Annotated in this window: 25 protein-coding genes; 10 read left to right on the top strand and 15 right to left on the bottom strand. The window is 34.5% G+C overall.

What is annotated here, in order from left to right:
* The first annotated feature begins 196 nt into the window (after nucleotides 1–196).
* On the top strand, nucleotides 197–1,306 hold the full coding sequence (locus FFWV33_RS18470) for a lactonase family protein (RefSeq protein WP_108742266.1): 1,110 nt from the start codon (nucleotides 197–199) through the stop codon (nucleotides 1,304–1,306).
* Here the strand turns inward: FFWV33_RS18470 and FFWV33_RS18465 are convergent.
* Nucleotides 1,303–1,605 carry a hypothetical protein gene (locus tag FFWV33_RS18465; RefSeq protein WP_108742265.1) on the bottom strand — a complete coding sequence of 101 codons (303 nt, stop codon included), beginning with the start codon at nucleotides 1,603–1,605 and terminating at the stop codon, nucleotides 1,303–1,305. The two genes, FFWV33_RS18470 and FFWV33_RS18465, sit on opposite strands and share 4 nt — an antisense overlap.
* Nucleotides 1,606–1,741: 136 nt before the next feature.
* Nucleotides 1,742–2,290, bottom strand: a complete 549-nt coding sequence (msrA, locus tag FFWV33_RS18460; protein ID WP_108742264.1) for a peptide-methionine (S)-S-oxide reductase MsrA — start codon at nucleotides 2,288–2,290, stop codon at nucleotides 1,742–1,744.
* Nucleotides 2,291–2,482: 192 nt separating this feature from the next.
* On the opposite strand from msrA, the gene FFWV33_RS18455 reads away from it, so the two are divergent.
* The 5 genes from FFWV33_RS18455 to FFWV33_RS18435 all read left to right on the top strand — a co-directional run bounded on the left by FFWV33_RS18455 (nucleotide 2,483) and on the right by FFWV33_RS18435 (nucleotide 7,902).
* Nucleotides 2,483–3,145 carry an ABC transporter ATP-binding protein gene (locus FFWV33_RS18455; protein WP_108742263.1) on the top strand — a complete coding sequence of 221 codons (663 nt, stop codon included), beginning with the start codon at nucleotides 2,483–2,485 and terminating at the stop codon, nucleotides 3,143–3,145.
* A 59-nt stretch (nucleotides 3,146–3,204) separates the two neighbouring features.
* Nucleotides 3,205–4,839: a DUF8201 family protein gene (locus FFWV33_RS18450; protein WP_108742262.1), complete on the top strand. Its 1,635-nt coding sequence runs from the start codon at nucleotides 3,205–3,207 to the stop codon at nucleotides 4,837–4,839.
* Nucleotides 4,836–5,600, top strand: a complete 765-nt coding sequence (locus FFWV33_RS18445; protein WP_108742261.1) for a TIGR02757 family protein — start codon at nucleotides 4,836–4,838, stop codon at nucleotides 5,598–5,600. Before FFWV33_RS18450 ends, FFWV33_RS18445 begins: the two co-directional genes overlap by 4 nt.
* Before the next feature lie 236 nt (nucleotides 5,601–5,836).
* The gene (locus FFWV33_RS18440) at nucleotides 5,837–6,322 is read left to right on the top strand and encodes a hypothetical protein (protein WP_159086083.1); all 486 of its coding nucleotides are present in this window, start codon (nucleotides 5,837–5,839) and stop codon (nucleotides 6,320–6,322) included.
* Between the two features lie 236 nt (nucleotides 6,323–6,558).
* Nucleotides 6,559–7,902, top strand: a complete 1,344-nt coding sequence (locus FFWV33_RS18435; protein WP_108742259.1) for a DEAD/DEAH box helicase — start codon at nucleotides 6,559–6,561, stop codon at nucleotides 7,900–7,902.
* 116 nt (nucleotides 7,903–8,018) lie between these two features.
* Here the strand turns inward: FFWV33_RS18435 and FFWV33_RS18430 are convergent, their stop codons facing one another.
* A complete protein-coding gene (locus tag FFWV33_RS18430) occupies nucleotides 8,019–8,885 on the bottom strand; it encodes a DUF808 domain-containing protein (RefSeq protein WP_108742614.1) in 867 nt (288 codons plus the stop codon).
* A 290-nt stretch (nucleotides 8,886–9,175) separates the two neighbouring features.
* On the opposite strand from FFWV33_RS18430, the gene FFWV33_RS18425 reads away from it, so the two are divergent.
* Complete coding sequence (locus FFWV33_RS18425; RefSeq protein WP_108742258.1) at nucleotides 9,176–10,966, top strand: alpha-amylase family glycosyl hydrolase; 1,791 nt, start codon at nucleotides 9,176–9,178, stop codon at nucleotides 10,964–10,966.
* 45 nt (nucleotides 10,967–11,011) lie between these two features.
* Here FFWV33_RS18425 and FFWV33_RS18420 read toward each other — a convergent pair whose 3' ends face one another.
* The 7 genes from FFWV33_RS18420 to rsfS form a co-directional block, all read right to left on the bottom strand.
* The gene (locus tag FFWV33_RS18420) at nucleotides 11,012–11,791 is read right to left on the bottom strand and encodes a superoxide dismutase (RefSeq protein WP_108742257.1); all 780 of its coding nucleotides are present in this window, start codon (nucleotides 11,789–11,791) and stop codon (nucleotides 11,012–11,014) included.
* On the bottom strand, nucleotides 11,778–12,074 hold the full coding sequence (locus tag FFWV33_RS18415; protein ID WP_108742256.1) for an acyl-CoA-binding protein: 297 nt from the start codon (nucleotides 12,072–12,074) through the stop codon (nucleotides 11,778–11,780). The genes FFWV33_RS18420 and FFWV33_RS18415 overlap by 14 nt, the downstream gene beginning before the upstream one ends.
* A 2-nt stretch (nucleotides 12,075–12,076) precedes the next feature.
* Entirely contained in the window at nucleotides 12,077–12,727 is a 651-nt protein-coding gene (locus tag FFWV33_RS18410) for a phosphatidylserine decarboxylase family protein (RefSeq protein WP_108742255.1), read from the bottom strand.
* Nucleotides 12,717–13,562, bottom strand: coding sequence for a phosphatidate cytidylyltransferase (locus FFWV33_RS18405; RefSeq protein ID WP_108742254.1), 846 nt, complete (start codon nucleotides 13,560–13,562; stop codon nucleotides 12,717–12,719). Before FFWV33_RS18405 ends, FFWV33_RS18410 begins: the two co-directional genes overlap by 11 nt.
* 1 nt (nucleotide 13,563) lies before the next feature.
* Complete coding sequence (locus FFWV33_RS18400) at nucleotides 13,564–14,166, bottom strand: lactate utilization protein B/C (protein WP_108742253.1); 603 nt, start codon at nucleotides 14,164–14,166, stop codon at nucleotides 13,564–13,566.
* Nucleotides 14,167–14,469: 303 nt separating this feature from the next.
* Nucleotides 14,470–16,398 carry an ATP-dependent zinc metalloprotease FtsH gene (ftsH, locus tag FFWV33_RS18395; protein WP_108742252.1) on the bottom strand — a complete coding sequence of 643 codons (1,929 nt, stop codon included), beginning with the start codon at nucleotides 16,396–16,398 and terminating at the stop codon, nucleotides 14,470–14,472.
* A gap of 18 nt (nucleotides 16,399–16,416) precedes the next feature.
* Nucleotides 16,417–16,788 carry a ribosome silencing factor gene (rsfS, locus tag FFWV33_RS18390; protein ID WP_108742251.1) on the bottom strand — a complete coding sequence of 124 codons (372 nt, stop codon included), beginning with the start codon at nucleotides 16,786–16,788 and terminating at the stop codon, nucleotides 16,417–16,419.
* 100 nt (nucleotides 16,789–16,888) lie between these two features.
* On the opposite strand from rsfS, the gene FFWV33_RS18385 reads away from it, so the two are divergent.
* Complete coding sequence (locus FFWV33_RS18385) at nucleotides 16,889–17,620, top strand: biotin--[acetyl-CoA-carboxylase] ligase (protein WP_108742250.1); 732 nt, start codon at nucleotides 16,889–16,891, stop codon at nucleotides 17,618–17,620.
* Nucleotides 17,621–17,688: 68 nt separating this feature from the next.
* Here FFWV33_RS18385 and FFWV33_RS18380 read toward each other — a convergent pair whose 3' ends face one another.
* Together FFWV33_RS18380 and pyrE are read right to left on the bottom strand one after the other, a co-directional pair.
* Nucleotides 17,689–18,081, bottom strand: a complete 393-nt coding sequence (locus FFWV33_RS18380; RefSeq protein ID WP_108742249.1) for an orotate phosphoribosyltransferase — start codon at nucleotides 18,079–18,081, stop codon at nucleotides 17,689–17,691.
* Nucleotides 18,082–18,087: 6 nt separating this feature from the next.
* Complete coding sequence (gene pyrE, locus FFWV33_RS18375; protein ID WP_108742248.1) at nucleotides 18,088–18,741, bottom strand: orotate phosphoribosyltransferase; 654 nt, start codon at nucleotides 18,739–18,741, stop codon at nucleotides 18,088–18,090.
* 7 nt (nucleotides 18,742–18,748) lie between these two features.
* On the opposite strand from pyrE, the gene FFWV33_RS18370 reads away from it, so the two are divergent.
* Nucleotides 18,749–19,336, top strand: a complete 588-nt coding sequence (locus tag FFWV33_RS18370; protein WP_108742247.1) for an NUDIX hydrolase — start codon at nucleotides 18,749–18,751, stop codon at nucleotides 19,334–19,336.
* A gap of 245 nt (nucleotides 19,337–19,581) precedes the next feature.
* On the opposite strand, the gene FFWV33_RS18365 is transcribed toward FFWV33_RS18370, so the two are convergent.
* From FFWV33_RS18365 to FFWV33_RS18355, 3 genes are all read right to left on the bottom strand, one after another.
* Nucleotides 19,582–20,928 carry a PAS domain-containing sensor histidine kinase gene (locus FFWV33_RS18365; RefSeq protein WP_159086082.1) on the bottom strand — a complete coding sequence of 449 codons (1,347 nt, stop codon included), beginning with the start codon at nucleotides 20,926–20,928 and terminating at the stop codon, nucleotides 19,582–19,584.
* 714 nt (nucleotides 20,929–21,642) lie between these two features.
* Nucleotides 21,643–23,145: an aldehyde dehydrogenase family protein gene (locus FFWV33_RS18360; protein WP_108742245.1), complete on the bottom strand. Its 1,503-nt coding sequence runs from the start codon at nucleotides 23,143–23,145 to the stop codon at nucleotides 21,643–21,645.
* A gap of 185 nt (nucleotides 23,146–23,330) precedes the next feature.
* Nucleotides 23,331–24,167 carry a helix-turn-helix domain-containing protein gene (locus FFWV33_RS18355; RefSeq protein ID WP_108742244.1) on the bottom strand — a complete coding sequence of 279 codons (837 nt, stop codon included), beginning with the start codon at nucleotides 24,165–24,167 and terminating at the stop codon, nucleotides 23,331–23,333.
* Between the two features lie 304 nt (nucleotides 24,168–24,471).
* Here FFWV33_RS18355 and FFWV33_RS18350 point away from each other — a divergent pair, with 304 nt between their 5' ends.
* Nucleotides 24,472–25,761 carry a sensor histidine kinase gene (locus tag FFWV33_RS18350; RefSeq protein WP_108742243.1) on the top strand — a complete coding sequence of 430 codons (1,290 nt, stop codon included), beginning with the start codon at nucleotides 24,472–24,474 and terminating at the stop codon, nucleotides 25,759–25,761.
* Nucleotides 25,762–25,823: the final 62 nt, after the last annotated feature.

Below are 25,823 nucleotides of genomic sequence, written 5' to 3'. Positions count from 1 at the left end.
ACAAATTTGTAAAGAGTTTTGAGTAGAGAGCGTCTGTTTTTTTTGCCACAAATTATACGAATTAGCACGAATGAATTATTTGTAACAGTTATTCGTGCAATTTTTTTTGAGTTTGTAAATTCGTGACAATTCGTAAAATTCGTGTCCGCTTTACTTTTAATTTCTGTAATTTTGATTTTCTAAAAAACTAAAAACAATGAAAACAAAATTTTCTGTACTCATACTATTACTATTTACAATGTTCTTGCAGGCACAGTCAGGAACTTATAACTTACTTATAGGAACATTCAACCAAGATTGCACACAAAAAGGTGTTTTTGTATATGAATTTGATACCCAAACCGGTGATTTTAAATTTAGATCAGAATCTGAAAACGTAGCTAATCCTAGTTTTTTATCGGTTTCAAAAGACAATAAGTTTGTGTACGCGGTTAATTCTGATGGTGCAAACAGTTCCGTTTCAGCGTTTGGATACGATTCCAAAGCAGGTAAATTGAAATTGTTGAACCAACAAAAAACAACTAGCGACAATCCATGCTATATCACCAATAATGACAAAAACGTGTTTACGGCCAATTACACAGGTGGAAGCATCAGCGCTTTCGGGAAAAATAGTGACGGCAGTCTAACGCCGTTGAAACAATTGGAGCAACATGAGGGCAAAGGACCAAACAAAAAAAGACAAGAAAAAGCACATTTGCACATGGTGCAGTTTTCACCAGATCAAAAGTATTTGTTGGGTACCGATTTAGGATCAGACAAAGTGTATTCTTATAAGTTGACTGCTGATGCAGAAAAGCCATTAGAATTAAAAGTGACCAATGACATCAAAGCGGGGAGTGGCCCGAGACATTTTACCTTTAGTAAAAACGGTAAAAAAATGTACTTGTTGCAAGAGTTAGATGGAACCCTTTCAGTCTTTAAATATAAAAACGGAAAAATGAAATTGTGCCAAGAGCAAACTGTTTTGGCAGATGGTTTTAAAGGTAAATTTACTGCGGCCGATATTCATATTTCGCCAGATGAAAAATTTATCTACGCAACCAATAGAGGAGACTCAAATGACATAAGCTGTTTCAAAATGCTAAAAAACGGAAAACTAGAGTTTGTAGAACGCGTTTCAACTCTAGGCGATGGTCCTCGTAATTTTGCTATTGATCCATCAGGTAATTTTTTGTTGGTAGGACACCAATATACCAATAATGTTATCATTTTCAAAAGAGACAAAGAAACAGGAAAATTAACACCTACAGGCAAAAAAATGGAATTGTGTTCTCCGGTTTGTTTGGTGTTTACCAAAATCTAATTTTTATTTCGTTTCTGGATGTAAAAAGTATAAAACCAAGTTAATGTAAAGGTCGGAATCACATCTGAGAATGGAAACAATTCTTCGAGGGTACCAAAGATTCCGGCTATTTTTCCAACCTTGCCTTTGTACATTTTAACCATCAATAAGCCCGATATCGGTGCCCAAATGACATCTGAAAATTCCCCTAAAAACGGAATACTAAATGACAGCATACCAATTCCATCAAAAACTAAACTCAAAAGGAGATAGGTGATTTTATTGGGTGCTTGAACGGTTACTTTTTCAGTTGTCTTCATGAGTGTGGTAGTTTAAGGGGCTTTTTCTCTTTTGCGAATGCAAAAAACAGGCCAATGTAATTTTATAAAATAAAATAGCCAGCATCAGAATTGATTAAAAATTCTAATGCTGGCTATTTGTTTTAAATTACTTGAATTATTTTTTCAATAAATCGGCATACAATTTTTCGAACTTATTCACTTTTGGAGTAACTACCATAGAGCAGTATCCTTGTTCTTTGTTTCCGTTGTAATAATTGTGGTGGTAATCTTCGGCAACATAAAAAGTCCCCGCTTCAGAGATTGCAGTCACAATAGGGTCTGGATGTACTTTTTCGGCAGTTAGAAATTCGATATAGGCTTCAGCTATTTTTTTCTGATCTTCATTGACATAAAAAACTTCACTGCGGTATTGTGTTCCAATATCGTTTCCTTGACGGTTCAAAGTGGTTGGATTGTGTGTTGCAAAAAAGATTTCCAACAATTTATCGTATCCTATTTCGTCTGGATTATAACTTATTTTTACCGCTTCGGCATGTCCTGTTTCACCGGTACATACTTCCTTGTATGTAGGATTGACGGTATGACCATTGATGTATCCTGGTAAAGCAGACTGTACTCCTTTTAATTGTAAAAACATTGCTTCTGTACACCAGAAACAACCGCCTCCAAAGATGGCAACTTCATTTTTTATATTTTCGCTCATGATAGTAAGTGTGTTACAAACAATGGCTGTTTGTTGTATTTAATACGTTTGTGTAATTGATTTTAATTTTATTCAAAATTAATCTATTTTGGGGTTTTTATTCGGGGTTTTTAACTAAAATTTATCTTTTAAGCCTTCAAAAAAGGTGCGAAATATATAAAATCTTTGTTTCTTTGCTTGAAACCGCTTCTTATGATTCATGCTAAAAATTTACATAAATACTACGATCAACTTCAAGTTTTAAAAGGAGTTGATTTACACATTCAAAAAGGTGAAATCGTTTCTATTGTAGGTGCTTCTGGTGCTGGTAAAACGACACTTTTGCAAATTTTGGGTACCTTGGATCATCCTACAGCAAAAAAAGAAGCCTCATTAACCATCAATGGACAAGCAATTTTGGACATGAACGATAAGGCTTTGTCTAAATTTAGAAATCTAAATCTTGGCTTTATTTTTCAATTTCACCAATTGCTTCCTGAATTTTCTGCTCTCGAAAATGTCTGTATTCCTGCTTTCATAGCCAACAAACCGGTGAAAGAAACAGAGGCCGAAGCCAAACGCCTATTAGAATATTTAGGATTGGGACACCGTATTAATCACAAACCAAACGAACTTTCGGGAGGAGAACAACAGCGTGTTGCCGTTGCAAGAGCCTTGATTAACAAACCTGCTGTGATTTTTGCCGATGAACCTTCTGGGAACCTAGACACAGTCTCTGCCGAAAATTTGCACCAGCTGTTTTTTAAACTACGTGATGAATTTGGTCAAACTTTTGTCATTGTAACGCACAACGAAGAACTGGCAAATATGGCAGATAGAAAATTAATCATGTCCGACGGATTAATCATTAGCTAGTCATGCTTTTGATCGCGATTAGTTGGTGCTACATTTTGTTTAGCCTGCTAAACATAGGTATGGCAACATTGAAAGTGCTAAAAATCCAAATCGACAATTTTTACTTCACCGCCTTTTTTGGGCTGTTTGGTGCAACAGTTTTAGCAAGTTTGTGGTCATTATTTGGTCGTTTGAATATTGAATTCCATATTTTCTTATTGGTTTTGAATGGCTTACTGCTGTATTTTCTATGGTCAGACTGTAAACAGCTTTATACTCGTTTTTTGCATCAAATAAAAAATTTGAATTGGCCTGTACAAGTATTATTTGCCGGTTTTTCTATTGTATTACTGGCACAATCAGCTACGGCACCTTTTATTGTGGACAATGAATCTTATTACATACAAACCATAAAATGGCTTAACGAATATGGTTTGGTCAAGGGCATTGCAAATTTGCATCCTTTTTTGGCGGTTTCTAGTGGGTGGCATGTAACACAGGCGGCTTTTAATTTTTCGTTTTTGTACGATCGTTTTAATGATTTGAATGGCCTGTGTTTGTGGCTTCTTTTGGGTTTTGCTTTCGATAAATACAATGTAGATCTAAACAAGGAAACTAAAGTTTTAAACTTCATAGGAATATTGCCTCTTCTAGCGCTTTTCCTATTTCAGTTTGTGAGCGCTCCTTCACCAGATTTACCTATATATTGTTGTACGTTTTTAATTGTTTATATTTTTTTCGAAAAAGAGAACTATGGCTATCCACAAGTTTTTATTATAACTTTTGTACTGGCGGTTTTCGCATGTTATTTGAAGCCGACGGCAGTTGCACTGGTATTGTTCCCTTTTTACATTCTCTGTACTCAATTTAAAACAGTAAAATCGGTGCTTTTACGGATGACTGTGCTGGGAGGTTTGGTGTTACTTCTGTTTATAAGTAAAAATACCATTGTCTCGGGTTATCCTTTTTTTCCTGTGGTTGGATTTCAGTTTATGTCTGTCGATTATGCTATGCCAATCCCCATTGCTCAATTTTATTTTGAACAAACAAAATTGGTTGCCTTTAATTGTACCTCCGATCAATTTGCTAGTTTTAGTCCAGTAGATCGTTTCTATCGTTGGATTACTTTGTCGGGTTTGCATGGTTTTTTTAATGCTTTGGCAGTACTTTTACTTTTCATCGTACCAGTTATTTTTGGTTTTTTTCGAAAAAGAAAAGCAATAGGAGTGGTGTATTGCATTATGACAGTCCAACTAGTATTGTTGTTTTTCACGTCTCCTCAATACCGATTTTTCATCAATTTTATACTAGTATTTATTTTGTTGTTTGTGGTTTATTATCTGAAAAATAAAAGGATATTGATGGCTTTGCAGTTTTGTTCTCTATTTTTGGTACTTATAATGCTGAGTAATAAAATACCGTTACAATCCTTATCTGCAAATCCAAATTTTCAAACCAACCGCGTTTTTTCGATCGAGAATCTTATTTATCCACATAGCAATAGTAGTTTAGGACTTTCTTTCGAAAGGATTCAAAAGGGAAATTTATTATACTTTTCTCCCCATGCGAATTCTCTATTTTGGGAAATTGGTAACGCATCCTTGCCAGCTACAAATAAATATGAACTGGCTTATTTTGAACAGTATTTTGGTTATGTCCCGCAAATGCGCACCCAAGACCTAGCTGACGGATTTTATGCAAAAAAAATAAAATGAACAAAGACGAACTAAAAGATTTTCTAGACCAAAAAGTAATTCAGTACAATACTCGTGATTTCATAGACAGTGATCCCGTTCAAATTCCGCATCTTTTTACCCAAAAGGAAGATGTAGAAATTGCAGGTTTTTTGAGTGCTACTATTGCGTGGGGAAACCGAACGATGATTATCAAAAATAGTCATCGCATGATGGAGATGATGGGCAGTACGCCTTATGATTTTGTGATGACGCATACCGATCATGACCTTGAGCGATTAGAACGTTTTGTGCATCGTACCTTTAATGCGCAAGATTTTACCTTTTTTGTCCAAAGTCTCCGCAATATTTACGAAAATCATCAAGGTTTGGAAGCCGTTTTTGCAAAGCATCAAGAGCCACATTCGATGCAAAAAAGTATATCAGAGTTTAAGCGAACCTTTTTTGAAATTCCGCATTTGGTACGAACAGAGAAACATGTTTCGGATCCGCTCAAAGGTTCTGCGGCCAAGAGGTTGCACATGTATCTGAGATGGATGTGCCGTCAAGACACCAAAGGCGTTGATCTTGGAATTTGGAAAACCGTTTCGATGCGTGCACTTTCCTGTCCGCTTGATGTGCATTCGGGTAACGTAGCCCGTAAGCTCGGACTCCTTACACGCAAGCAAAATGATGCCAAAGCGCTTGCTGAACTTGATGCAGCATTAAGAGAACTTGATCCAAACGATCCTTCAAAATATGATTTTGCTTTGTTTGGCTTGGGAGTTTTTGAAGGCTTTTGATGTTGGTTACGTATATCTCAGCTGAAGTTTTGGAATTAACAACCTTATTATTATCCAAAAAAGTTGTGTTAGCTTAATTGATAGATTTCTTATTGTAAGATAAATCTATTTTTAAAACCTAATACATGTATTTAGTCGATTATTTGTGTTTTTTAACGAGTTTAAAAAGTTTTTCTTTTTACTTTTGAAGTATAATTATAAGAAAGCCCCGAAAAATTAATTAAAAAGTCAACATCATGAAAAAAATATTACAGAATAACAGTAATTCAAGTTTCATCACCTTAGTAACCTCATTATTAATGATCTTGTGGTTCATTAGTTTTTTTGAATCGGTAGTCGGATTGTTTTCCGATGCTTCTTTTTCCACCTCAGTTTTTAAATTTGGTTATAAGATTTTAGCAGATTTTGAATCGGTAGTGATCGTTTCACTTATTATCTTTCCATTTCACTACTTAACTAGTTACTTAAAAATGCCTTTGGTTCAAATGATGATCAACATCGTATTTGCAGTACTTGTAATCTTGCAATTTACCTTGGCCAAATACCATTTTACATCCGTAGTAAATTTTGGTGCTGATTTAATTGGTTTCCCTCCAAAGAATTTATTTGCAGGTGCATCCGATAATATCTCAGTTTTCTATTTAATTCCATTTGCATTCCTACCTATATTTTATACATCAGTCGAAGATTATTTGTCTAAAATTGCAGTTGGTAAAAAATAAATTTGATTAGTTTTTTGTTCTTAGTTTTAGAAAAACTAGATAAATCTTTCGAGATTTATTTAGTTTTTTTTTGTTTAATTATTTTCGATCCTTCATTTTTTGATTAAAGATAAACCTCATTTCTTTTTTTCGAAAGAGAAAGTTGTAATGACCTCTTTCTAATTTGATGGTTTAGAATCACCACGGCATGGGCATACTAGTTATTTTAGTGTATCTTTGCACAAAATATACGTTTTATGAGCACTTTTGAGCAATTTAATCTTCCAAAATCAGTACAAAAAGCAATTGATGACTTGGGATTTGTAACACCAACTCCAATTCAGGAAAAATCTTTTTCAGTAATCATGTCCGGTCGCGATATGATGGGGATTGCACAAACAGGTACAGGTAAAACTTTTGCCTACCTGTTGCCATTATTAAAATTGTATAAATTTACTCCAGGTCATACACCCAAAATTGTTATTCTAGTACCAACGCGCGAACTTGTAGTTCAAGTGGTGGAAGAAGTAGAGAAACTAACCCAATATATGTCGGTTAGAACTGTTGGTATTTTTGGAGGTGTGAATATCAATACTCAAAAAACAACAGTGTATACCGGTTGCGATATCTTGGTGGGTACGCCAGGACGAATCATGGATTTAACATTGGATAATGTGATCCGATTTGAAGAGATGCAAAAATTGGTTATTGATGAGTTTGACGAAATGCTTAATTTAGGATTTAGACTTCAACTTACATCAATCTTGGCTATGATGCCAAAAAAACGTCAAAACATATTGTTTTCTGCCACCATGACAGAAGAGGTAGATGCTATTTTGAACGATTACTTTGATTATCCAGAAGAGGTTACTCTTTCAGCTTCAGGTACACCCTTGGAGAATATCACGCAAATCACCTATAATGTACCTAACTTTAATACCAAAATTAATTTACTAAAGCATTTGTTGGCTACCAATGAAGACATGAGTAGAATTTTGGTGTTCGTAAACAATAAGAAAATCTCTGATATGGTTTTCGAAAGAATGGAAGAAGATTTTGAAGGGCAGTTTGGTGTGATTCACTCCAATAAGTCGCAAAATTACCGTTTGACAACCATGGCTGAGTTTCAGGCTGGTAATCTACGTGGATTAATAACGACCGACATTATGGCCAGAGGTCTTGATATATCGAATATTACACACGTAATTAACTTCGAAATGCCAGAAGCAGGTGAGTTGTACATGCACCGTATTGGGCGTACAGGTCGTGCTGATGCTACGGGTACAGCGGTAAGTTTTGTAACGCCTAGAGAAGAAGAATCCAAAGTTGAGGTAGAGGTGTTGATGAATATGGAGTTAGACATCGAAGATTTCCCTGAAGAAGTAGAGATTTCTTTGAAACTAATCGAACCAGAAAAAGACCGTCAAGTAATTAAATATGCCAAAAAGAAAAAGCCAGACGGAGATGGTGCTTTTCATGATAAGGCCAAGAAGAACACCAAAGTTAATTTAGGTGGTCCATCAAAAACGAAAAAGAAAACACATGGTTCTGTGAATAGAAATATGCTTAAAACAAGAGCCGCTAAGAAAAAGAAGAAATAATTTATTCGCTTTTTCTTTATAAAAATAAAAACCATTACAACGCAGCATTTATTAATGCTTCTAGTTGTAATGGTTTTTTTGTATGTGAAAGTCAGATCAAGACCTGATTTTGTTTTTTATGACTTTACTTTTTTCCAAGCCCATTGAACAGCACTAATTACGATTAATGCAACGATACCAACAGCTAGCCCAAGGAAAAATTCACTAGCCATTGCCGGAAGAGTTTCTAGGAAATGATGAAAGTAAGCAATATTGTGTTTAAAGATTCCACCAGAAACAAGTAGTAAGGCAATTGTTCCTATGATAGCCGACGATTTTATGACCAATGGTAATGCCTTGATTAAAATAGTTCCTATAAACTTCAAAGCACCACTCGATTTTTTCGATAAAAACATACCAAAATCGTCCATTCTTACAATCATGGCAACGATTCCGTACACACCTACGGTAGCAAGTACAGCGATAAATGAAACTACCATGATTTGAGTAGCAATGTCTTTCTCTAGTACAGTACCTAATGCAATGATTACAATTTCGATAGATAGAATAAAATCAGTAATAATAGCCGACTTGATTTTGTCTTTCTCAAGAGCCAAAATTTCAGTTTCAGATAACGCTATAGTTGTCGTACTTGTTTCAGCATGATGATGAGGGACAATGTATTCGTAGATTTTTTCAACCCCTTCGTATGCCAAATATACCGCTCCAAGTGATAGGATGATGGTAATCGAGTCAGGTAGAAAGTAACTCAATATAAATGCAAATGGCAGAATAATTAATTTGTTTAGTAACGAACCTTTGGTAATAGCCCACAATACCGGAATTTCTCTGGAAGACACAAATCCTGAAGCTTTTTCGGCGTTTACAGCCAAATCATCACCTAAGATTCCAGCAGTTTTCTTGGTTGCAATTTTGCTCATCACTACCACATCATCCATCAATGCTGCAATATCATCTAATAATAAAAATAATCCCGATGCCATATAGTTTTTTTTACGTGTATTGTTAATCTGATAATTTGAATTTTGAAAATCAAATTGTTTCAAATTTAGTACAAGAAAAGGAGTAATAAAAGGATATTGCTATTTTTAAGTAGTGATTCTTTTTTTATTTTTCGAAAATGAAAATGTTTTAGATCGAAAGGTAGCCAAGTTGAAAATAATGATCCTGTTACAAATGAATATTTTTTAGAAAACTGTATATTTAGACAATTGAAAATAGACACGCGATGTTTTTTGAATAGTAATTTTTCGAAAACAAAAACAAAGGAGTTATGGAGAAAGATACAAAACTGGGTACTGAAGGGAAAAAAGTTGTTTATCATGTTTTTACACGACTTTTTGGAAACACAAATACAACCAACAAGCCTTGGGGAACAATTGAAGAGAATGGCGTAGGAAAATTTAATGATTTTACACCCAAAGCCCTACGAGAAATTAAAAAACTTGGCGTTACCCATATTTGGTATACCGGAGTGCCACATCATGCTTTGATTAATGATTATACGGATATCGGAATCTCAAATGACCATCCATCGGTGGTGAAGGGGAGAGCGGGTTCTCCTTATGCAGTCAAGGATTATTACAACGTTAACCCTGATCTTGCAGTTGACCCTGCCAATCGTTTGCAAGAATTTGAAGCTTTGATAGCGCGTACACACAAGGCGGGTATGAAGGTGATTATTGATATTGTTCCCAATCACGTAGCACGCAAGTACGAAGGTAAAACCAATCCAGAAGGAGTGACTGATTTTGGTTCGAATGATAACACATCAGTAGAATATGATGCCAATAATAATTTTTACTATATTCCTAATACTGCTTTTGAGTTGCCAGATATCGAGCCTCCACTGGGTGGTGAAGCCAATCCTTTATTAGATCACCCTTTTGTCGAAATGCCTGCTAAATGGACAGGTAACGGTTCTAGAAAAGCACGTCCAGATAAGAATGATTGGTATGAAACTGCCAAAATAAATTATGGTGTACGTCCAGACGGGCAGGTTGATTTTCCGTATTTGCCATGGGGATACGATACGGAATCTTTTGAAAAGCATTTTGAATTTTGGCAAGACAAAACCGTGCCCGACTCCTGGTACAAATTTAGAGATATCGCATTGTATTGGATTGATAAAGGGGTGGACGGTTTTCGATATGACATGGCTGAGCTTGTTCCGTTTGAATTTTGGAGTTTTATGAATTCAGCAATCAAAATGAAGAGGCCAGACGCGTTTTTATTGGCAGAAGTTTATAATCCTGATTTGTATTACAATTATATCAAAATGGGAAAAATGGATTATTTGTATGACAAAGTGGGTACCTATGATAAATTGAAAGATGTCATACAAGGACGTTCGTGGCCTGATGAACTGACACAGATACAATATGACATGTGGGATATCAGTCATCATATGTTGAAATTTTTGGATAATCATGATGAGCAACGTATAGCAAGTCCAGAATTTGCCGGTGATGCTGACAAAGGGAAACCTATGATGGTGGTGTCAGCAACGATAAGCAGTGCACCTGTCATGATTTATTTTGGTCAAGAAGTAGGCGAGCCAGCCAACGAAAATGCAGGTTTCGGTACGCATTCTCGCACTTCAATTTTTGACTATATTGGTGTTCCTTCGCACCAACGTTGGATTAACGAAGGTAAGTTTGATGGAGGACAATTGACAGCGGCGGAAGCCTCACTAAGAGATTTCTATAAAAGGCTACTGAATTTCACCTTAGAAAGTACAGCCTTAATGGGCGAATTTCAAGAAATTCAGTTTGCCAATCGATATCATACAGAAGGATATGATACAGCAATTTATAGTTTCACGCGTTGGTCTGAGAATCAAAAGCTAATAGTTGTTACTAATTTCTCTGCAGAGCAGACAAGTACTTTTAACCTGAAAGTACCAAAACTCGTCATTGAGAAATGGAATTTAGCCGATGGTACTTATAAGGTGGTTGATCAGCTGTACAAAAAGATAAAATGGAGTCTCCAAGTCAGCAATGGAGAAGGAGCTATTGCGATGCAACTGTCGCCTTTGGAATCTGTAATTCTGGAGTTGAAATAAAAGTACAAAAAAACGGATAGCGATTGCTATCCGTTTTTTTATACTTTAATAATATTTTTTTCGAGTAGCACTCTCGTACATTTCGTTTATTTTTTTCCAATTCAAGACATTAAAAAAGGAATCGATATAACTTCTTCGTCGGTATTGGTATCCCAAGTAATAAGCATGTTCCCAAAGATCAAGAGCAATAAGTGGTGTTCCTTTGATCACTGCATTACGCATCAATGGGTTGTCTTGGTTTTGTGTACTAGTTATATGTAATTTACCAGCTTTGTCTACTACTAACCATACCCAAGCAGATCCAAATTGTTTAGAAGCTTCCGTTTTAAAAGCCGTTTTAAAGTCATTGTAAGATCCGAAGTCCCTATTAATCACCGATGCAATGGTATCTGTTGGTGATCCTCCGGCGTTGGGTGCCATAGATTTCCAGTACAGTCCGTGGTTGTAGTATCCGCCAGCGTTTTGTCTTAATTCGGCATTGTTTAAGTCCAATTGTGCAAGAACTTCTTCAATCGATAAATTTTCTAAGCCTGTACCTGCAACTGCTTTATTGAAGTTGTTTGTATAGGTTAAATAATGTTTGGAATAATGTGTTTCTAATGTAAGAGGTGAAACAGTTGGAGCTAAAGCATCATAAGGATAAGGCAATTTGTCCATTAAAAATGATCCTTCCGCTGCAGAAACATCCTCAGGCATTCCGATTGTAATTTTTTCTTGAGCAGTAGGGAGTGGTACTTCAACTACTTCTGTATATTTTTTTTTGTTGCAAGAAAGTAAAACAAGTATAAAAGCGGTACTAACTATAAAAAATTTATTCGTTTTCATATGAATTGGGATTTTCTAAAAGTGCGTTTATAATTTCTACATAACATATTTTAGCCTCATCTGCACTTATATGTCTAATTTGCATCCAAGCATTTGTTTTGAAAGCATCACGAAGGTGAAAACTATTTGTGTTCAATTGCATAGGATTTAATGATCCTTTGGTCGCTTGTTTGTAATAAGCATATAATCGTAATTGAACATCCTGCGGCAATGAGGCTTGTGTCATAGCTGAGGCAATTTCTAAGGCTTCTTGAAATTGAGTTTCTAAATCTTTAGTGCTCATTATTATTTAGAAGCAATAATGGTCGTTCCTCCAATAGCTTTTTGATTAAGAACTACATTGATAGGTGTTCCAATGGGCAAGAAGATATCAACTCTTGATCCAAATTTAATAAATCCAGCATCTGTACCTTGTACTACTTGTGTCCCTTCGACTGCGTAATTTACAATTCGACGAGCCAATGCTCCAGCAATCTGTCTGTACAAAATAGCTCCAAAGGTTTGATTCTCTACTACAATGGTTGTTCTTTCGTTTTCTTCACTTGCTTTTGGGTGCCATGCAACCAAAAATTTACCTGGATGGTATTTACTGAATTTTACCAAACCACTAATGGCGTAGCGCGTTACGTGTACATTAATAGGCGACATGAAAATCGAAACTTGAAGTCTTTTTTCTTTAAAGTATTCTCCTTCGTACACTTCTTCAATTACCACTACTTTACCATCAACTGGTGCAAGCACATGATTCTCATTCTGAATTGCATTTCTTTTAGGGTTTCTAAAGAATTGTAAAATGATGATCAAAATCAAGAATGCACTGATTTGAATTAGTTTTTGTACCCAAAATATTTCTACAAAACGATCTGACAGCAATAAAGCTGCAACGGTAAAAATAAGTCCTAATAAAATGGTCTTGGTTCCTTCTTTATGAAACATAATTTAAAATTTGATAAAATAAAAATACAATTGGTGCTACAAATATAACACTATCTAGTCGATCTAGTACGCCTCCGTGGCCAGGCATTATTTTTCCGCTGTCTTTTACTTCAGCAATTCGTTTGAATTTGGACTCTATTAAATCGCCTATGGTTCCAAAAAAACCAACAATAAGGGCAATTATGATCCAAATGAAAATTTTAGCTTCAGCAATTTGAATGTAGTAAACTGCTATAATGTAACTAGCAATAACGGCAAAAAATACACCGCCCAAAAATCCTTCGATAGTCTTTTTTGGAGAAATACGTTCAAATAATTTTGTCTTCCCTATTGATTTCCCCACAATATAAGCAAAGGAGTCGTTGGTCCAAATCAAAATAAAGATACTTATTAGAATCTTTGGATTATACCCAGCGATTCCAAAAGGTATTTTTGTTAGGATAATGAAGGGTAGAATTACATATCCTATAAGATACACATATTTTGAGAAAGCATCTATTTTACCTGTCTTTGTATCAAACAGCAAATGGATGCACTTAGCAGATACAAATAGGGTAGAGAATAAAATAGAAAGATCGAATGTTCTATTGAATTTTAATAGAAATAAAGGTCCGTCAACTGCAAATGTAATCGCACAAAATATACCGTACGTTACTGATGCTAATATAATAGGAATGATTTTGTTTATGTGTACTAGAGCGCAAAACTCGTAAGTAGCAATAAGTAAAAAAGCACCAAATAGGATAAAAAAGCTTTCGGTGGAATATAAGAGGCAGGATATTAGTAAAATAATATAAACAGCGCCAGATATGGATCTCTTGAGGGTCTCATTCATCTTAAAGATCTTCTAAAAGCAGTAAATATAGGTTCTTTGCAGAACTTCCGTATTGAGTAAAATCTTCTTCCTTTGCCTTTTCGAAATACTTAATGGCTGTAATGTTCGTAGGATAGTCTCCTTCGTATTTTCTTTTGATAGCACTTAGGCCATCAGTTTTGAAACCCAAAATCTGACTAGTCTTAGCCATGATAATGATGTTTGTTGGTAACTCGTATGGTTTGTGTTGTTTGATTTGCTTTGAAGAGAACAAAATTGAACCTTCCTCTGCAATTAAATTTTCACATGTAGAGAAAAGAAATTTTGGGTTGGTTACTTTATTGTACACCAATTTGTTTTCGTCCAAAAGCGTGAAAAGAGTTGGTTCGTAGCACAAAACTTGACTTTCGTACCAATCGTTTTCTTGAAGTATATTTTCGAACTGCTCTTTTACTTCTTCACTATTTTCGCAATATAAAAATTTACCGCCATTTTTCTTGAAGTTAAAAATAAACTGTTCGTCTATAGACAGATTGTTTTCAGGTAAAGAAGCTTTATTTTCTTTATTATTTTCTTCTTTGGAAGTTGCATTACTAGAGCCAAAAAGTTTACTGAAAATATTCATATGTTGAAAAGGTGCTTTATTTATTATCTGAAAAACGTTCAAAGATAAAAAAATCTTAATTCAAAAGTGTTTTTTTGAATTAAGATTTTAAAATAAATATGTTAGTAACTTTTACAAGATTTGTATAATATCCTTGTAAAAGTGTACTATAAAGTCCAACATAAATAGGGCTAAAATTGCCGGAATAATATATTGTTTGGTGCTGAGACCTTATAATCCCTTTTTTTGCGACTATCTAGGATATTGAAATACCAAGTGTCGAAGATTCAAAAGACAATAAGGTCAAATGCCATGTTGTTTTTCTTAAGAAACTACTTCTCCTAAATTTTTGTCAAAGGTTCTTTTTCCGAAAATAGTTTCCAAATCATCTTTAAAGATTACCTCTTTTTCGATCAAAATGTTAGCTAATTCGTTTAATTTGTCTTTGTTTTCCTCTAGAATTGTTATCGCTCTTTGGTATTGACCTTCGATTAATAATGAAATTTCGCTATCGATCACCTTTGCAGTTTCCTCAGAATACGGTTTTGAAAAACTGTACTCACTTTGTCCTGTAGAATCATAATAGGTTACGTTTCCAATCTTATCATTCAAACCATAGATTGTAACCATAGCACGTGCTTGTTTGGTTACTTTTTCTAAATCGCTCAAAGCTCCAGTCGAAATACGGTTGAAGGTTACTTTTTCAGCAGCTCTTCCTCCCATAGTGGCACACATTTCATCAAGCATTTGATCAGGACGCACAATCTGACGTTCTTCTGGCAAATACCATGCTGCTCCTAAACTTTGACCTCTAGGTACAATTGTTACTTTGATAAGCGGCGCTGCATGCTCAAGCATCCAGCTTACTGTTGCGTGACCAGCTTCGTGAATAGCAATAGCTCTTTTTTCTTCTGGTGTTACAATTTTATTTTTCTTTTCTAGTCCACCAACTATTCTGTCAACGGCATCAAGGAAATCTTGTTTGTCTACGGCTGTTTTGTTGTAACGAGCTGCAATCAATGCCGCTTCATTACACACGTTAGCAATATCTGCTCCAGAGAAACCAGGAGTTTGTTTGGCCAAGAAGTCCAAATCCAATCCTTCTACTTTTTTCAAGGGTGCTAAGTGTACTTTGAAAATTTCTGCACGCTCACGAATGTCTGGTAAGTCTACAAATATTTGTCTGTCAAAACGTCCGGCACGCATTAATGCTTTGTCTAAAACATCAGCTCTATTGGTTGCTGCCAAAACAATTACGTTTGAGTCGCTTCCAAAACCGTCCATCTCTGTCAGTAATTGATTTAGTGTGTTTTCACGTTCGTCATTACCACCTGACATATTGTTTTTTCCTCTTGCTCTACCCACAGCATCAATTTCGTCAATAAAAATGATGGCAGGAGATTTTTCTTTTGCTTGTTTAAAAAGGTCACGTACTCTTGAAGCACCTACACCTACAAACATTTCAACAAAGTCAGAACCTGACAGAGAGAAAAATGGAACCTGAGCTTCACCTGCTACTGCTTTTGCAAGTAATGTTTTACCTGTTCCAGGAGGTCCTACAAGTAGTGCTCCTTTTGGTATTTTACCTCCTAAGTTGGTGTATTTTTCAGGGTTTTTCAAGAATTCTACAATTTCTTGTATTTCTTCTTTTGCACCTTCTAGTCCAGCTACATCTTTAAATGTTGTTTTAACATCTGTCTTTTCGTCAAAAAGTTTCGCTTTTGATTTTCCGATGTTAAAAATTTGTCCGCCGCCGCCACCGCCGCCGCCTGACATTTTTCTCATGATGAACAACCAAACACCGATCAAAATAATGATAGGTAATAAACTAATCAAGATATCAGACCAATTGCTTTTTGCAAGGAAATTGAAATCTTTCAATTTTCCTTCAGCAACTGCTGCTTCTAGTTTTGTTTGAAATATTTGATCGTTACCAATTTCAAAAGTATACTGTGGTCCTTTTGTATTTGGTCTGTCAAAAATATCTTTTGAAACTTTTTTATGCTCAGGAAGTTTTAAAGCATCTGGTTTAAGAAATACTTCTGCTTCTGTCTTATTGTAAACAATTACTTTTTCAATTTGCCCTTTTTCTAAAAAAACGTTGAATTTAGAGGAGGTAAGTTGAGCGGGTTCCTGCATGTTGGAACCTCCTGTTGCGACACTAATTAATAGAAATATAATCAAAATGGCAGGATAAACTAACCATGAACTGATTTTAAATTTATTAGGGTTGGGATTATTACTTTTTGCCATTCTGTTTGTATAGTCTTTTTAGTATTTGTTTTCGATTGTAGTGATTTTTGCATCACCCCAAAGGCTTTCAATGTTATAATATTCTCTAATGTGTTTTTGGAAAACATGTACTACGATGTTAACATAATCCATAAGTACCCATTCGGCATTGTCAGTCCCTTCAATATGCCAAGGCTTATCTTTTAATTCTTTTGAAACTGTTTTTTGGATGGAGTTTACAATGGCGTTAACCTGCGTATTTGAATTACCGTTACAGATAACGAAATAATCACAAACTGATGTATCTATGTCTCTTAAATCTAGAATGTCAATATCGTTTCCTTTTACTTCTTCTATTCCTTTAATGATGTTTGCTAAAAGGTCATCATTATTTACTGTTTTTTTCGCCATGAACTATTTTGTATGTATAAGTTTGTAAAGTTATCATTTTTTGTCATTATTTTTGAACCTTAACATAATATTAAGTTCGCATTTTCTAAAAAATAACTGAATGAAACTAATCAAACTCAATGCCATAGATTCAACTAATGACTATTTAAAACAATTAGCTGTAAAAGAGGATTTGCAGAGTTTTACTGTGGTAACTGCTGAATCACAAACTAAAGGTAGAGGTCAAATGGGTGCTGTTTGGGTTACGGAAGAGGGTAAGAACCTTATAATGAGTGTTTTTATTAAAAATTCTGTTAAGGATATTACTGCGGTTTTTGATTTAAATATAGCTGTAGCGGTGTCAATTATAGAGGCATTACAGCAGTTCGAAATACCAGGGTTGCGCATAAAGTGGCCAAACGACATTATGTCATACAATTTTAAGGTTGGTGGCATTTTAATCGAAAATAATATAAAAGCTGATGGCAGTATAAATTCCGTCATTGGTTTGGGTCTAAATGTAAATCAACTTGATTTTGGACCGTTACCCAAAGCCTCTTCATTGCAAGTAATTACCAAAAAACTATATGATCGTGATGCTATTTTAAATAGTATTTTATTCGAAATGCAGAAGAATTGTGCTCTTTCGAAAAATAACCCACAACTATTGTGGGATAGTTATTTAAGTCTTTTGTTTAAAAAGGGTATTCCAATGGCTTTTCGAAAAGAAATCACTGGACATGATTTTATGGGAATTATTCAAAGTGTAAATAAGGAAGGTGAACTTGAAGTACTATTGGAAGATGATACTATCGAAAAGTATAGAGTTAAAGAAGTTCAGATGTTGTATTAGTTAATAAAAAAAAAACATCCCTTTTAGTTAGAAACCAAAAGGGATGTTTATATATTCAGTAAGAGTTTTTATAATTTTGCAGCGTTAGCTGATAACGTTTCAATTAATTTACTGATGGGTCCTTTTACCATCATTGCCATCATGGCATTAAATTCACCATCAAAGTTAAATTGGATTTCACTTGAATTTTCAGATATACTTTCGATATTGGCTACCAGGGTAAAAGGTAATTTATCGCTAGCAGCTCCTAAAATTATTTTGCTAGGTGCAATTTTTTCTTTCACCTTCAATTTAATTTCTGGCATCCCTTTTAGTCCAAAGATAAAAGAGTCTTCTCCTGTCACTTCGAATTTAGCAATATTATCTGGCATTAATTGTTCAAAGTTCTTTACATCAGATAAAGAATTGAATAATTCTTGAGCTGATTTAGCAACGGTTGTTTTTGGGCTTTCTAAATTCATTCGTGGTTATTTATCATTTCCAACATTCCAAGTTGAAGGTGTTACGCTCCATTCTCTCAATGTTTGTTCTTCTTTTTCAGTTACGTATTTTTTGGCTACCGCTAGGTTCAATAAGTTTTGGTAGTTACTCAAGGTGTACAAATCGATATTAGCGGCTTTGAAATTGTTGTCAGCTACTTCAAACCCATAGGTGAAAATTGCTGCCATACCTTTAATGTTTGCTCCGGCAGCTCTCAGTGCTTCAACAGCCATTAAACTGCTGTTACCTGTACTGATAAGATCCTCTACAACCACAACATTTTGACCTTTTTGCAAAAATCCTTCCACTTGGTTTTGGCGACCATGCTTTTTTGGTTCTGGGCGAACGTATACAAACGGTAGGCCCATGCTTTCAGCAACAAGTATTCCGATCCCGATGGCACCAGTAGCTACTCCTGCAATAACATCAGGTTTTCCAAATTGTTTTTCTATGTTCTTAGAAAATTCATCTCTTACATAATTTCGAATGGCTGGAAAAGATAGAATTAATCTATTATCGCAATAAATTGGCGATTTCCATCCCGAAGCCCATGTAAAAGGATTTCCTGGATTCAATTTAATTGCATTTATTTGTAAAAGCAATTCGGCTGTTTTTTCGGCTGTATCTTTATTAAAAATCATAGTACAAATGTATAAAGTTTTTGTGAACGACAAACCACTTTTTTTGACAAATAAAATATCAAAAGAAACCGATTTTCAATTATTTCTACTCGAAAGTATTGATATCGAACAACTTATTGTAAAAATCTTTCAAAATAAAATTCAAAAGGCGTATCTGTATCACCCAGATGAGAGCGAAATTTTGAAGACTTTAAAGACAAAAATCCCTGTAAACAAAGCTGGTGGCGGTTTGGTCTATAATAAAAAGGGTCAGGTACTCTTTATTTTTCGCAATGGAAAGTGGGATTTACCCAAAGGAGGAACAGAAAAAGGGGAGGAAATTGAAGATACTGCCATGCGTGAAGTGGAGGAGGAGACTGGCGTTAACTTACTGCGTGTGACCAAGAAACTTCAAAAAACGTATCATGTTTTCAAGCGTAACGGAGTTTATAAATTGAAAATTACGCATTGGTTCGAAATGCAATCTGACTTTGAAGGGATTCCGGTTGGACAGTTGGATGAAGGTATTGAAAAAGTAGCTTGGTTTAGTCCAAATGAGATACCAGAAATATTAAAAAACTCATACGAAAACATTAAATTATTGTTTGAAGAATAGGATAAATAAAAAAATGTGATCTTAACGGATCACATTTTTTGTTTTTCAGCCTGCCTTTTTTGTAGGTTACTACTGTGTTATTGTTGTTTTTTGTTTTAAATTTTAAATTTTATCTTTTAATTATTACCATAAAAGGTCTACCGTAATTTAGCATCTTATCGAAGCTTTTTGAACTTAAATTAAAAGGCTATTTTGAGATAATTTTTAACTATTTAAAAAACTTAGCTGTTGGAAAATCTTTTAAATTATAAAGCTGGTACATTCTTTTTAGGAATCGAAAAGGTAAAAGTACTACCCAGACCTACCGTACTTTTGACCGAAATATGACCCTGATGGTAGTCAATAAAATCTTTGCATAAAATAAGACCAAGACCTGTACCTACTTCATTATTAGTGCCAAGAGAAGAGTGTGTGTTATCTATTTTGAAGAGATTAGAAATATCTTTTTCTTTAATTCCGATACCGCTATCAGCTATCGCTATTTCAAATTCATTTTCATTTTCGATACTGCTAATAATTAAATTACCTTCGTTTGGAGTAAATTTAATAGCATTAGATATCAAGTTGCGCAAGATGGCCTCAATCATCGATTGATCGACATATTGTTCCGTTTTTATGTGTAAATTTAGGGTTACTTTAATGTTTTTTTGTTCGGTTAAAGTTTCAAAAAGCGTCAAAGTTTCCTTTATTACATCATCTATAACAACCATTTTTGGGTGAAAAGCAATTCGGCCAGTTTGAGAACGTGTCCACTCCATTAAATTGGTAAGCAAGTCCATGGCATGATGTGATGAGCTATTGATTATTTCGGCATATTCTAAAATTCCATCATAATTGCTTTCCTGAACTTCACTCTTTAATAATTCAGTAAAGCCAATAATACCATTAAAAGGACTTCGTAAATCATGTGCGATAATGGAGAAAAATTTATCCTTGGTAGCATTAAGTTCCCGAAGTGACTCTTGACTTTCAATGAGTTTTTGTTCTGCTTCTTTTCGAATAGAAATATCATTTACCGAGGCAATCATGCACTGTTCCTCATTAATAGTAATAATTTGTGCGCTTATTAAACCTGAAAAACAGTCACCATTCGCTTTCTTAAATTCATATTCGTGTTCTTTTACAATCTTATTCTTTAAAAGAGTCGTTATAAATTGTTCTCTGTCTTTCTCATTTTTCCACAGTTTCAAGTCACTGGCTTTACGACCTATCAAATCAGAAGCTTTGTATCCAGCAATTTCTTCAATACTATTGTTCACTTCAAAAACTTTCCCATCAGATATTTTAGACAAAATCGTTATAAAAGGGGTGGTATGAAACGCTTTTGAAAACTTTTTTTCTTGGGTATTTAGTTCGGTTATTAATCGCTTGTTGTACATAAGCGATATGCTATAGGCAAGAAAAATAACAATAATTTGCCAGCTCAATATAAAAAGCGATTCAGCTGAGTCACCATTAAAGTAATTTTCATTATTATTTTGATTTCCTAACAAATAAATCAATCTGTATAATTGAATGGCAGTTATTAGAATGAAAATTATTCCAATTTTCCTTGTAATTTCTTTTGTGTCCTCTGATACTCTTATAAGCATAAGGTATGCAATCTGTGAGCAAAACAGCACATACACAGATGCAAGATTGACCAATCTAAAATATAAACTAGGTTGTTCGAAAGTAAAATAGCTATGAACTACTACAAAAAGGGTAAGGAGGATGTAATTATGAATTTGATTACTTTTTCTACTTGTGAATTTTTCGAATCCTATTAAAAGCATCATGCAAGAGGAAACTATTAAAAAGTTACCTACTGGAATTGATAACCAATCTGGAATGAGTGTGCGTAGAAAAACTAGTATGTTACCCACGGCACTCATTAAAAAACTAAGAAGTATTAATAGCGTGCCTGGAAATCTTTTCTTGATTTGAAGGTACGTCAAAATCATTAATATCAAATTGATGATGTTAATGAGGACAATACTCAGGTAAGTAGTGCGAATGTCAATAGGAAACATAAGTTAGTTTGATATTAAAATTACTGCTCTGTTTAACAAGTTTTTGGTTGTGTAAGTGAATCACTAGATTCACTTACAATAAAACCTGATCGTATTTACAAATATAAGGAAATGTTAATGAAACCTTAAGGACTTTAGGTAAATATAGCACTTATACTATTTTGTAATTGTGTTTCTAGTTGAAAGTTAATTAGTTATAGATATAGTCGTTAAAGGTTTTGCCGTATTTATAGAGTAAAAACAAAAAAACCTCGGAAAATCCGAGGTTTTAAAATGTATTTGAGTTCTTTTAGATTAAAAGAAACCCATTGGTTTTTTATCGTATGAGATCAACATGTTTTTTACAACACGGTAATGATCTAATGCCATTTTGTGATTCTCACGTCCAAAACCTGACTCTTTCACTCCACCAAATGGTGCGTGAGCTGGGTAGGTGTGGTATTGATTCACCCAAACTCTACCTGCTTGAATAGCACGTGGAACTTGGTATAGCTCATGTGCATCACGAGACCAAACTCCTGCTCCTAACCCATAAGGAGTATCGTTTGCGATTTCGATTGCTTCTTCAGTAGTACTGAATGTTGTCAATGCTACAACTGGCCCAAAAATCTCTTCTTGGAAGATACGCATTTTGTTATTTCCTTTAAGAACTGTAGGTTGGATATAATACCCCTCAGAAAGTTCTCCTTCATAGTTTCCTGCTCCACCACCGGCAATTACTTCAGCACCTTCTTCTTTACCAATGTTGATATAGTTAAGGATTTTTTCGTATTGTGGTTTAGATACTTGAGAGCCAATCATTGTTTCTGGATCCAAAGGATTTCCAGTTTTGATTGCTTTTAGTCTCACTTTCATTTTTTCGATAAAAAGATCAACAATGTCTTCATGCACTAAAATTCTTGTTGGAGCTGTACAAATTTCCCCTTGATTTAAAGCAAACATTAACGCTCCTTCGATTGATTTACTAAAGAAATCATCATCATGAGCTGCTACAGATGGGAAGAAAATATTAGGTGATTTACCTCCTAATTCCATTGTAACTGGAATAATATTTTCGGCTGCATTGTGGTATACTTTCTGTCCTGTTGCTGTTGAACCTGTAAAAGATAATTTAGCGATTCTTTTTGAAGTTGCTAGTGCTTGACCTGCTTCTGCACCAAAACCTGTTACAATGTTTAAAACTCCTGGAGGCAATAGGTCTCCAATTAATTCCATTAACATGATTACACTTGTAGGTGTTTGTTCTGCTGGTTTTACTACTGCAGTACATCCTGCAGCTAATGCTGGTGCTACTTTCCAAGCTAACATTAACATTGGGAAATTCCATGGAATGATTTCTCCTACCACACCAATTGGCTCATGCAATACGATACTAACTGTATTTTTATCATGCTCAGCAATTGATCCTTCGTCTGCACGGATTACTCCTGCAAAATAACGGAAGTGATCTACACAGTAAGGAATATCTGCTGCACGTGACTCACGAATAGGTTTTCCATTGTCAATTGTTTCTAGTGTTGCTAAGTATTCTGCGTTATCTTCCATCACTTGCGCAATTTTCAATAAGGCATTGCTACGCTCTGTTGCTGATGAAGTACTCCATGACGGAAAAGCTTCGTGTGCAGCATCCAGTGCTAAGTCTACATCTTCTTGTGTTGAACGTGCTGCCTGCGTAAATACTTTACCATCTACGGGTGAAATATTGTCAAAATATTGTCCTTTAACGGGAGCAACAAATTTACCTCCAATAAAATTTCCGTATCTTTCTTTAAAGTCCGGTTTCGTTACATTTGCCATATCTTTTATTTTTTTTGATTACCACTATGCAGAACAAATATTGTTTTGCGACACTGCAAAGATAGCCTGGAGTAGGAGATCGCTATTTATTAATATGGCTCAATAACTTATGAAAAGAGTTCAAATAGAAATATATTGGCTTATCTGGTCTTTTTTTAGTTAACAATGAGCTAATTGTGTTTTGTTTATTTTACCTCAGTTGGCGGGATTCCAAATTTATTCTTGAATGCAGTACTGAAGTTGGATAAATTATTATATCCAATTTCCAAATAAATATCGGACGCTTTCAGTTCACCGCCTTGTAGCAATTCTTTGGCCTTTAATAATCGTTTGTCTTGCAACCATTTTCCAGGAGGTTCATGATATTCTGTTACAAAATGACGTTTAAAGGTAGAAAGACTCATATGGCATAAAAAAGCGATTTCTTCAAGTTTAAGATTAGAATCAATACTGCTTTCTACAATTTTTTTAAACGGTGAAATCTCTTTTGATATTAAAGAATGCAGATAATATTCAAAGGCATTGCCGTATTTATTCAATAAGTACAACATGATTTCGTCAAATTTTAATGCTAATAGAGCAGCACTAAAATGTTGATTTTCGAATGTTTTGGATGATAATGTAGTTATGAAGGCAGCAATGTAATCATCATTTTCAATGACAAAATAAGGTTCTTCCTCCTGATACGGACGCACATTATTGGTGTACTTACCTAAAAAGTCGGTTAATGTTTTCTCTGAAAAGAAAAAAAGTTTGCAGTAATAAATGGATTCAGTATCAAGTAATTCGGTCCATAACCAGTTTCCTTTTTTTAATAAAAGTGATTGTTGACTGTTAACTGCAATGGCATTATTGGCAAAGTGCACTTGTTTTTTTCCTACTTGTAAGAAACTAAACATGTTCATACTTAGATTAACCTTGCTTTTTACCACATCACTTTCCATCTTAAAATCATAAACAAAAATGTCTGGAGAGGGTTGTAAATTGGTCACATAAATTTCAGGAATGTTTTCAATTGGCATAAGTAAGTCTTTGTTGAATCAATAATAGAGGATACAAGTTTATATGTTTTTTTACAGTTCTCGATGCCATTTAGGTTTTATTTGTGTTTTCAGGATGCTATTAAAGATGAAGTAGTATTGGTATGCGGCTAATTTTTCCTCAATAAATTAATTATAATTGGTAGTATGGAGTAGTATAAAAGCAAAAGTGCTATTGCGATTTGTATATGTATTTTCTTGAAATAAAAATATATAAATAAAATCAGGCTGTATTTAATTGTTATAAATTAAAATTTTGTAATTTACAGCATACAAAGTCTTAATTATGTTTGGATTAAAGTGGAGTGATTTAATAGGTGATCAAGAAGAATTTTCTTTGGAGAAGAGAGTTTTCCACTCCGTGTGTTTGATAACTTCCTTAATTCTTATTATTACTTTTCCAACCAATTTTTTACTTGGATTAGACATCTTTGCTTATGTTTTAATGCTAACCTTACTATTTTTACTTGGATTATTTTACTTTTCAAGATTCAAGAAGAATTCTAAAGTTACACTCGTTATTTATTTGAGCTTCATGTATTTTCTACTCATCTTTGGATATCTATTCAATTGTGGGATTGATGGTCCTATGATTTTGATATTTGGAGTTACCTTTTTGGTGCAAGCTGCGATTATCAAGAATGAACATATGTTTGTCTATTTACTGATTCACATTGCCTTATGTTGCGCTTTATTATATGCAGAGTACAATTATCCTGAGATTATCATGGTTCACTATGACAAAATTTCTTATCGATATTATGATACGGCGATAACTACAGGAGTTTTGTTAATGAGTGTTTTCTTAACCATTCGTTTTCTGAAAGTTAATTATCGTGAAAAGCAGCAATTGTTGAAAAAGAAAAATGAAGAACTTTTGCAAGCCAATGCCACCAAAGACAAATTGTTTTCTATCATCTCACACGATTTACGGTCTCCTTTTAACGCTTTGATTGGTCTAAGTCAAATACTGAAAGAGGAGTCAGATACTTTGGAGCCTGCAGAAACAGCAGAATATATAGAGGCTATTTATGAAACTTCGCAAAAGACCTATGTATTACTGCAAAATTTACTCGAATGGTCGCTAGCACAAACAAATGGTCTACAGTTTGTTCCTACCACTATTAATTTACGTAAATTGGTTGAAGATGCCTTATTGGCGCCTTTGCAAGTCGCTAAGAGCAAAGATATTGCTATTCAAATTACAATTCCAGATGACGAAACTATTTATGTAGATCATAATATGATGGAAACCGTCTTTCGAAACTTAGTATCGAATGCCTTGAAGTTTACTTCAAATCATGGTGTGATCTCTATTTCATGCGCAACAGACGACAAAGGAACGACCATCAAAATTTCAGATAACGGTATCGGAATGAGTGCCAAAACAGTCAAAAATTTGTTTGAAGATAAAAAAGCAACAGATCCAAATCCAGAGCTTATTAAAAATCAAGGAATGGGATTAGGATTGATGTTGTGCAAAGATTTTATTCAAAAACACGAAGGTAAAATATGGGTAGAAAGTGAACTTGGCCAAGGAAGCACCTTTTTTGTCTTTTTGAAAAAGGAAAAGTAAGAGCGAGAAGCTTTCCTTTAAGAACTATAGTTATTCCTCAAAAAGCTTTAAAATCCATTTCA

It is taken from the genome of Flavobacterium faecale (genome assembly GCF_003076455.1).
Taxonomy (GTDB): Bacteria; Bacteroidota; Bacteroidia; order Flavobacteriales; family Flavobacteriaceae; genus Flavobacterium; species Flavobacterium faecale.
The sequence above is the reverse complement of the archived record's forward strand: the minus strand, read 5'-3'. Positions and strand labels throughout refer to the sequence as shown.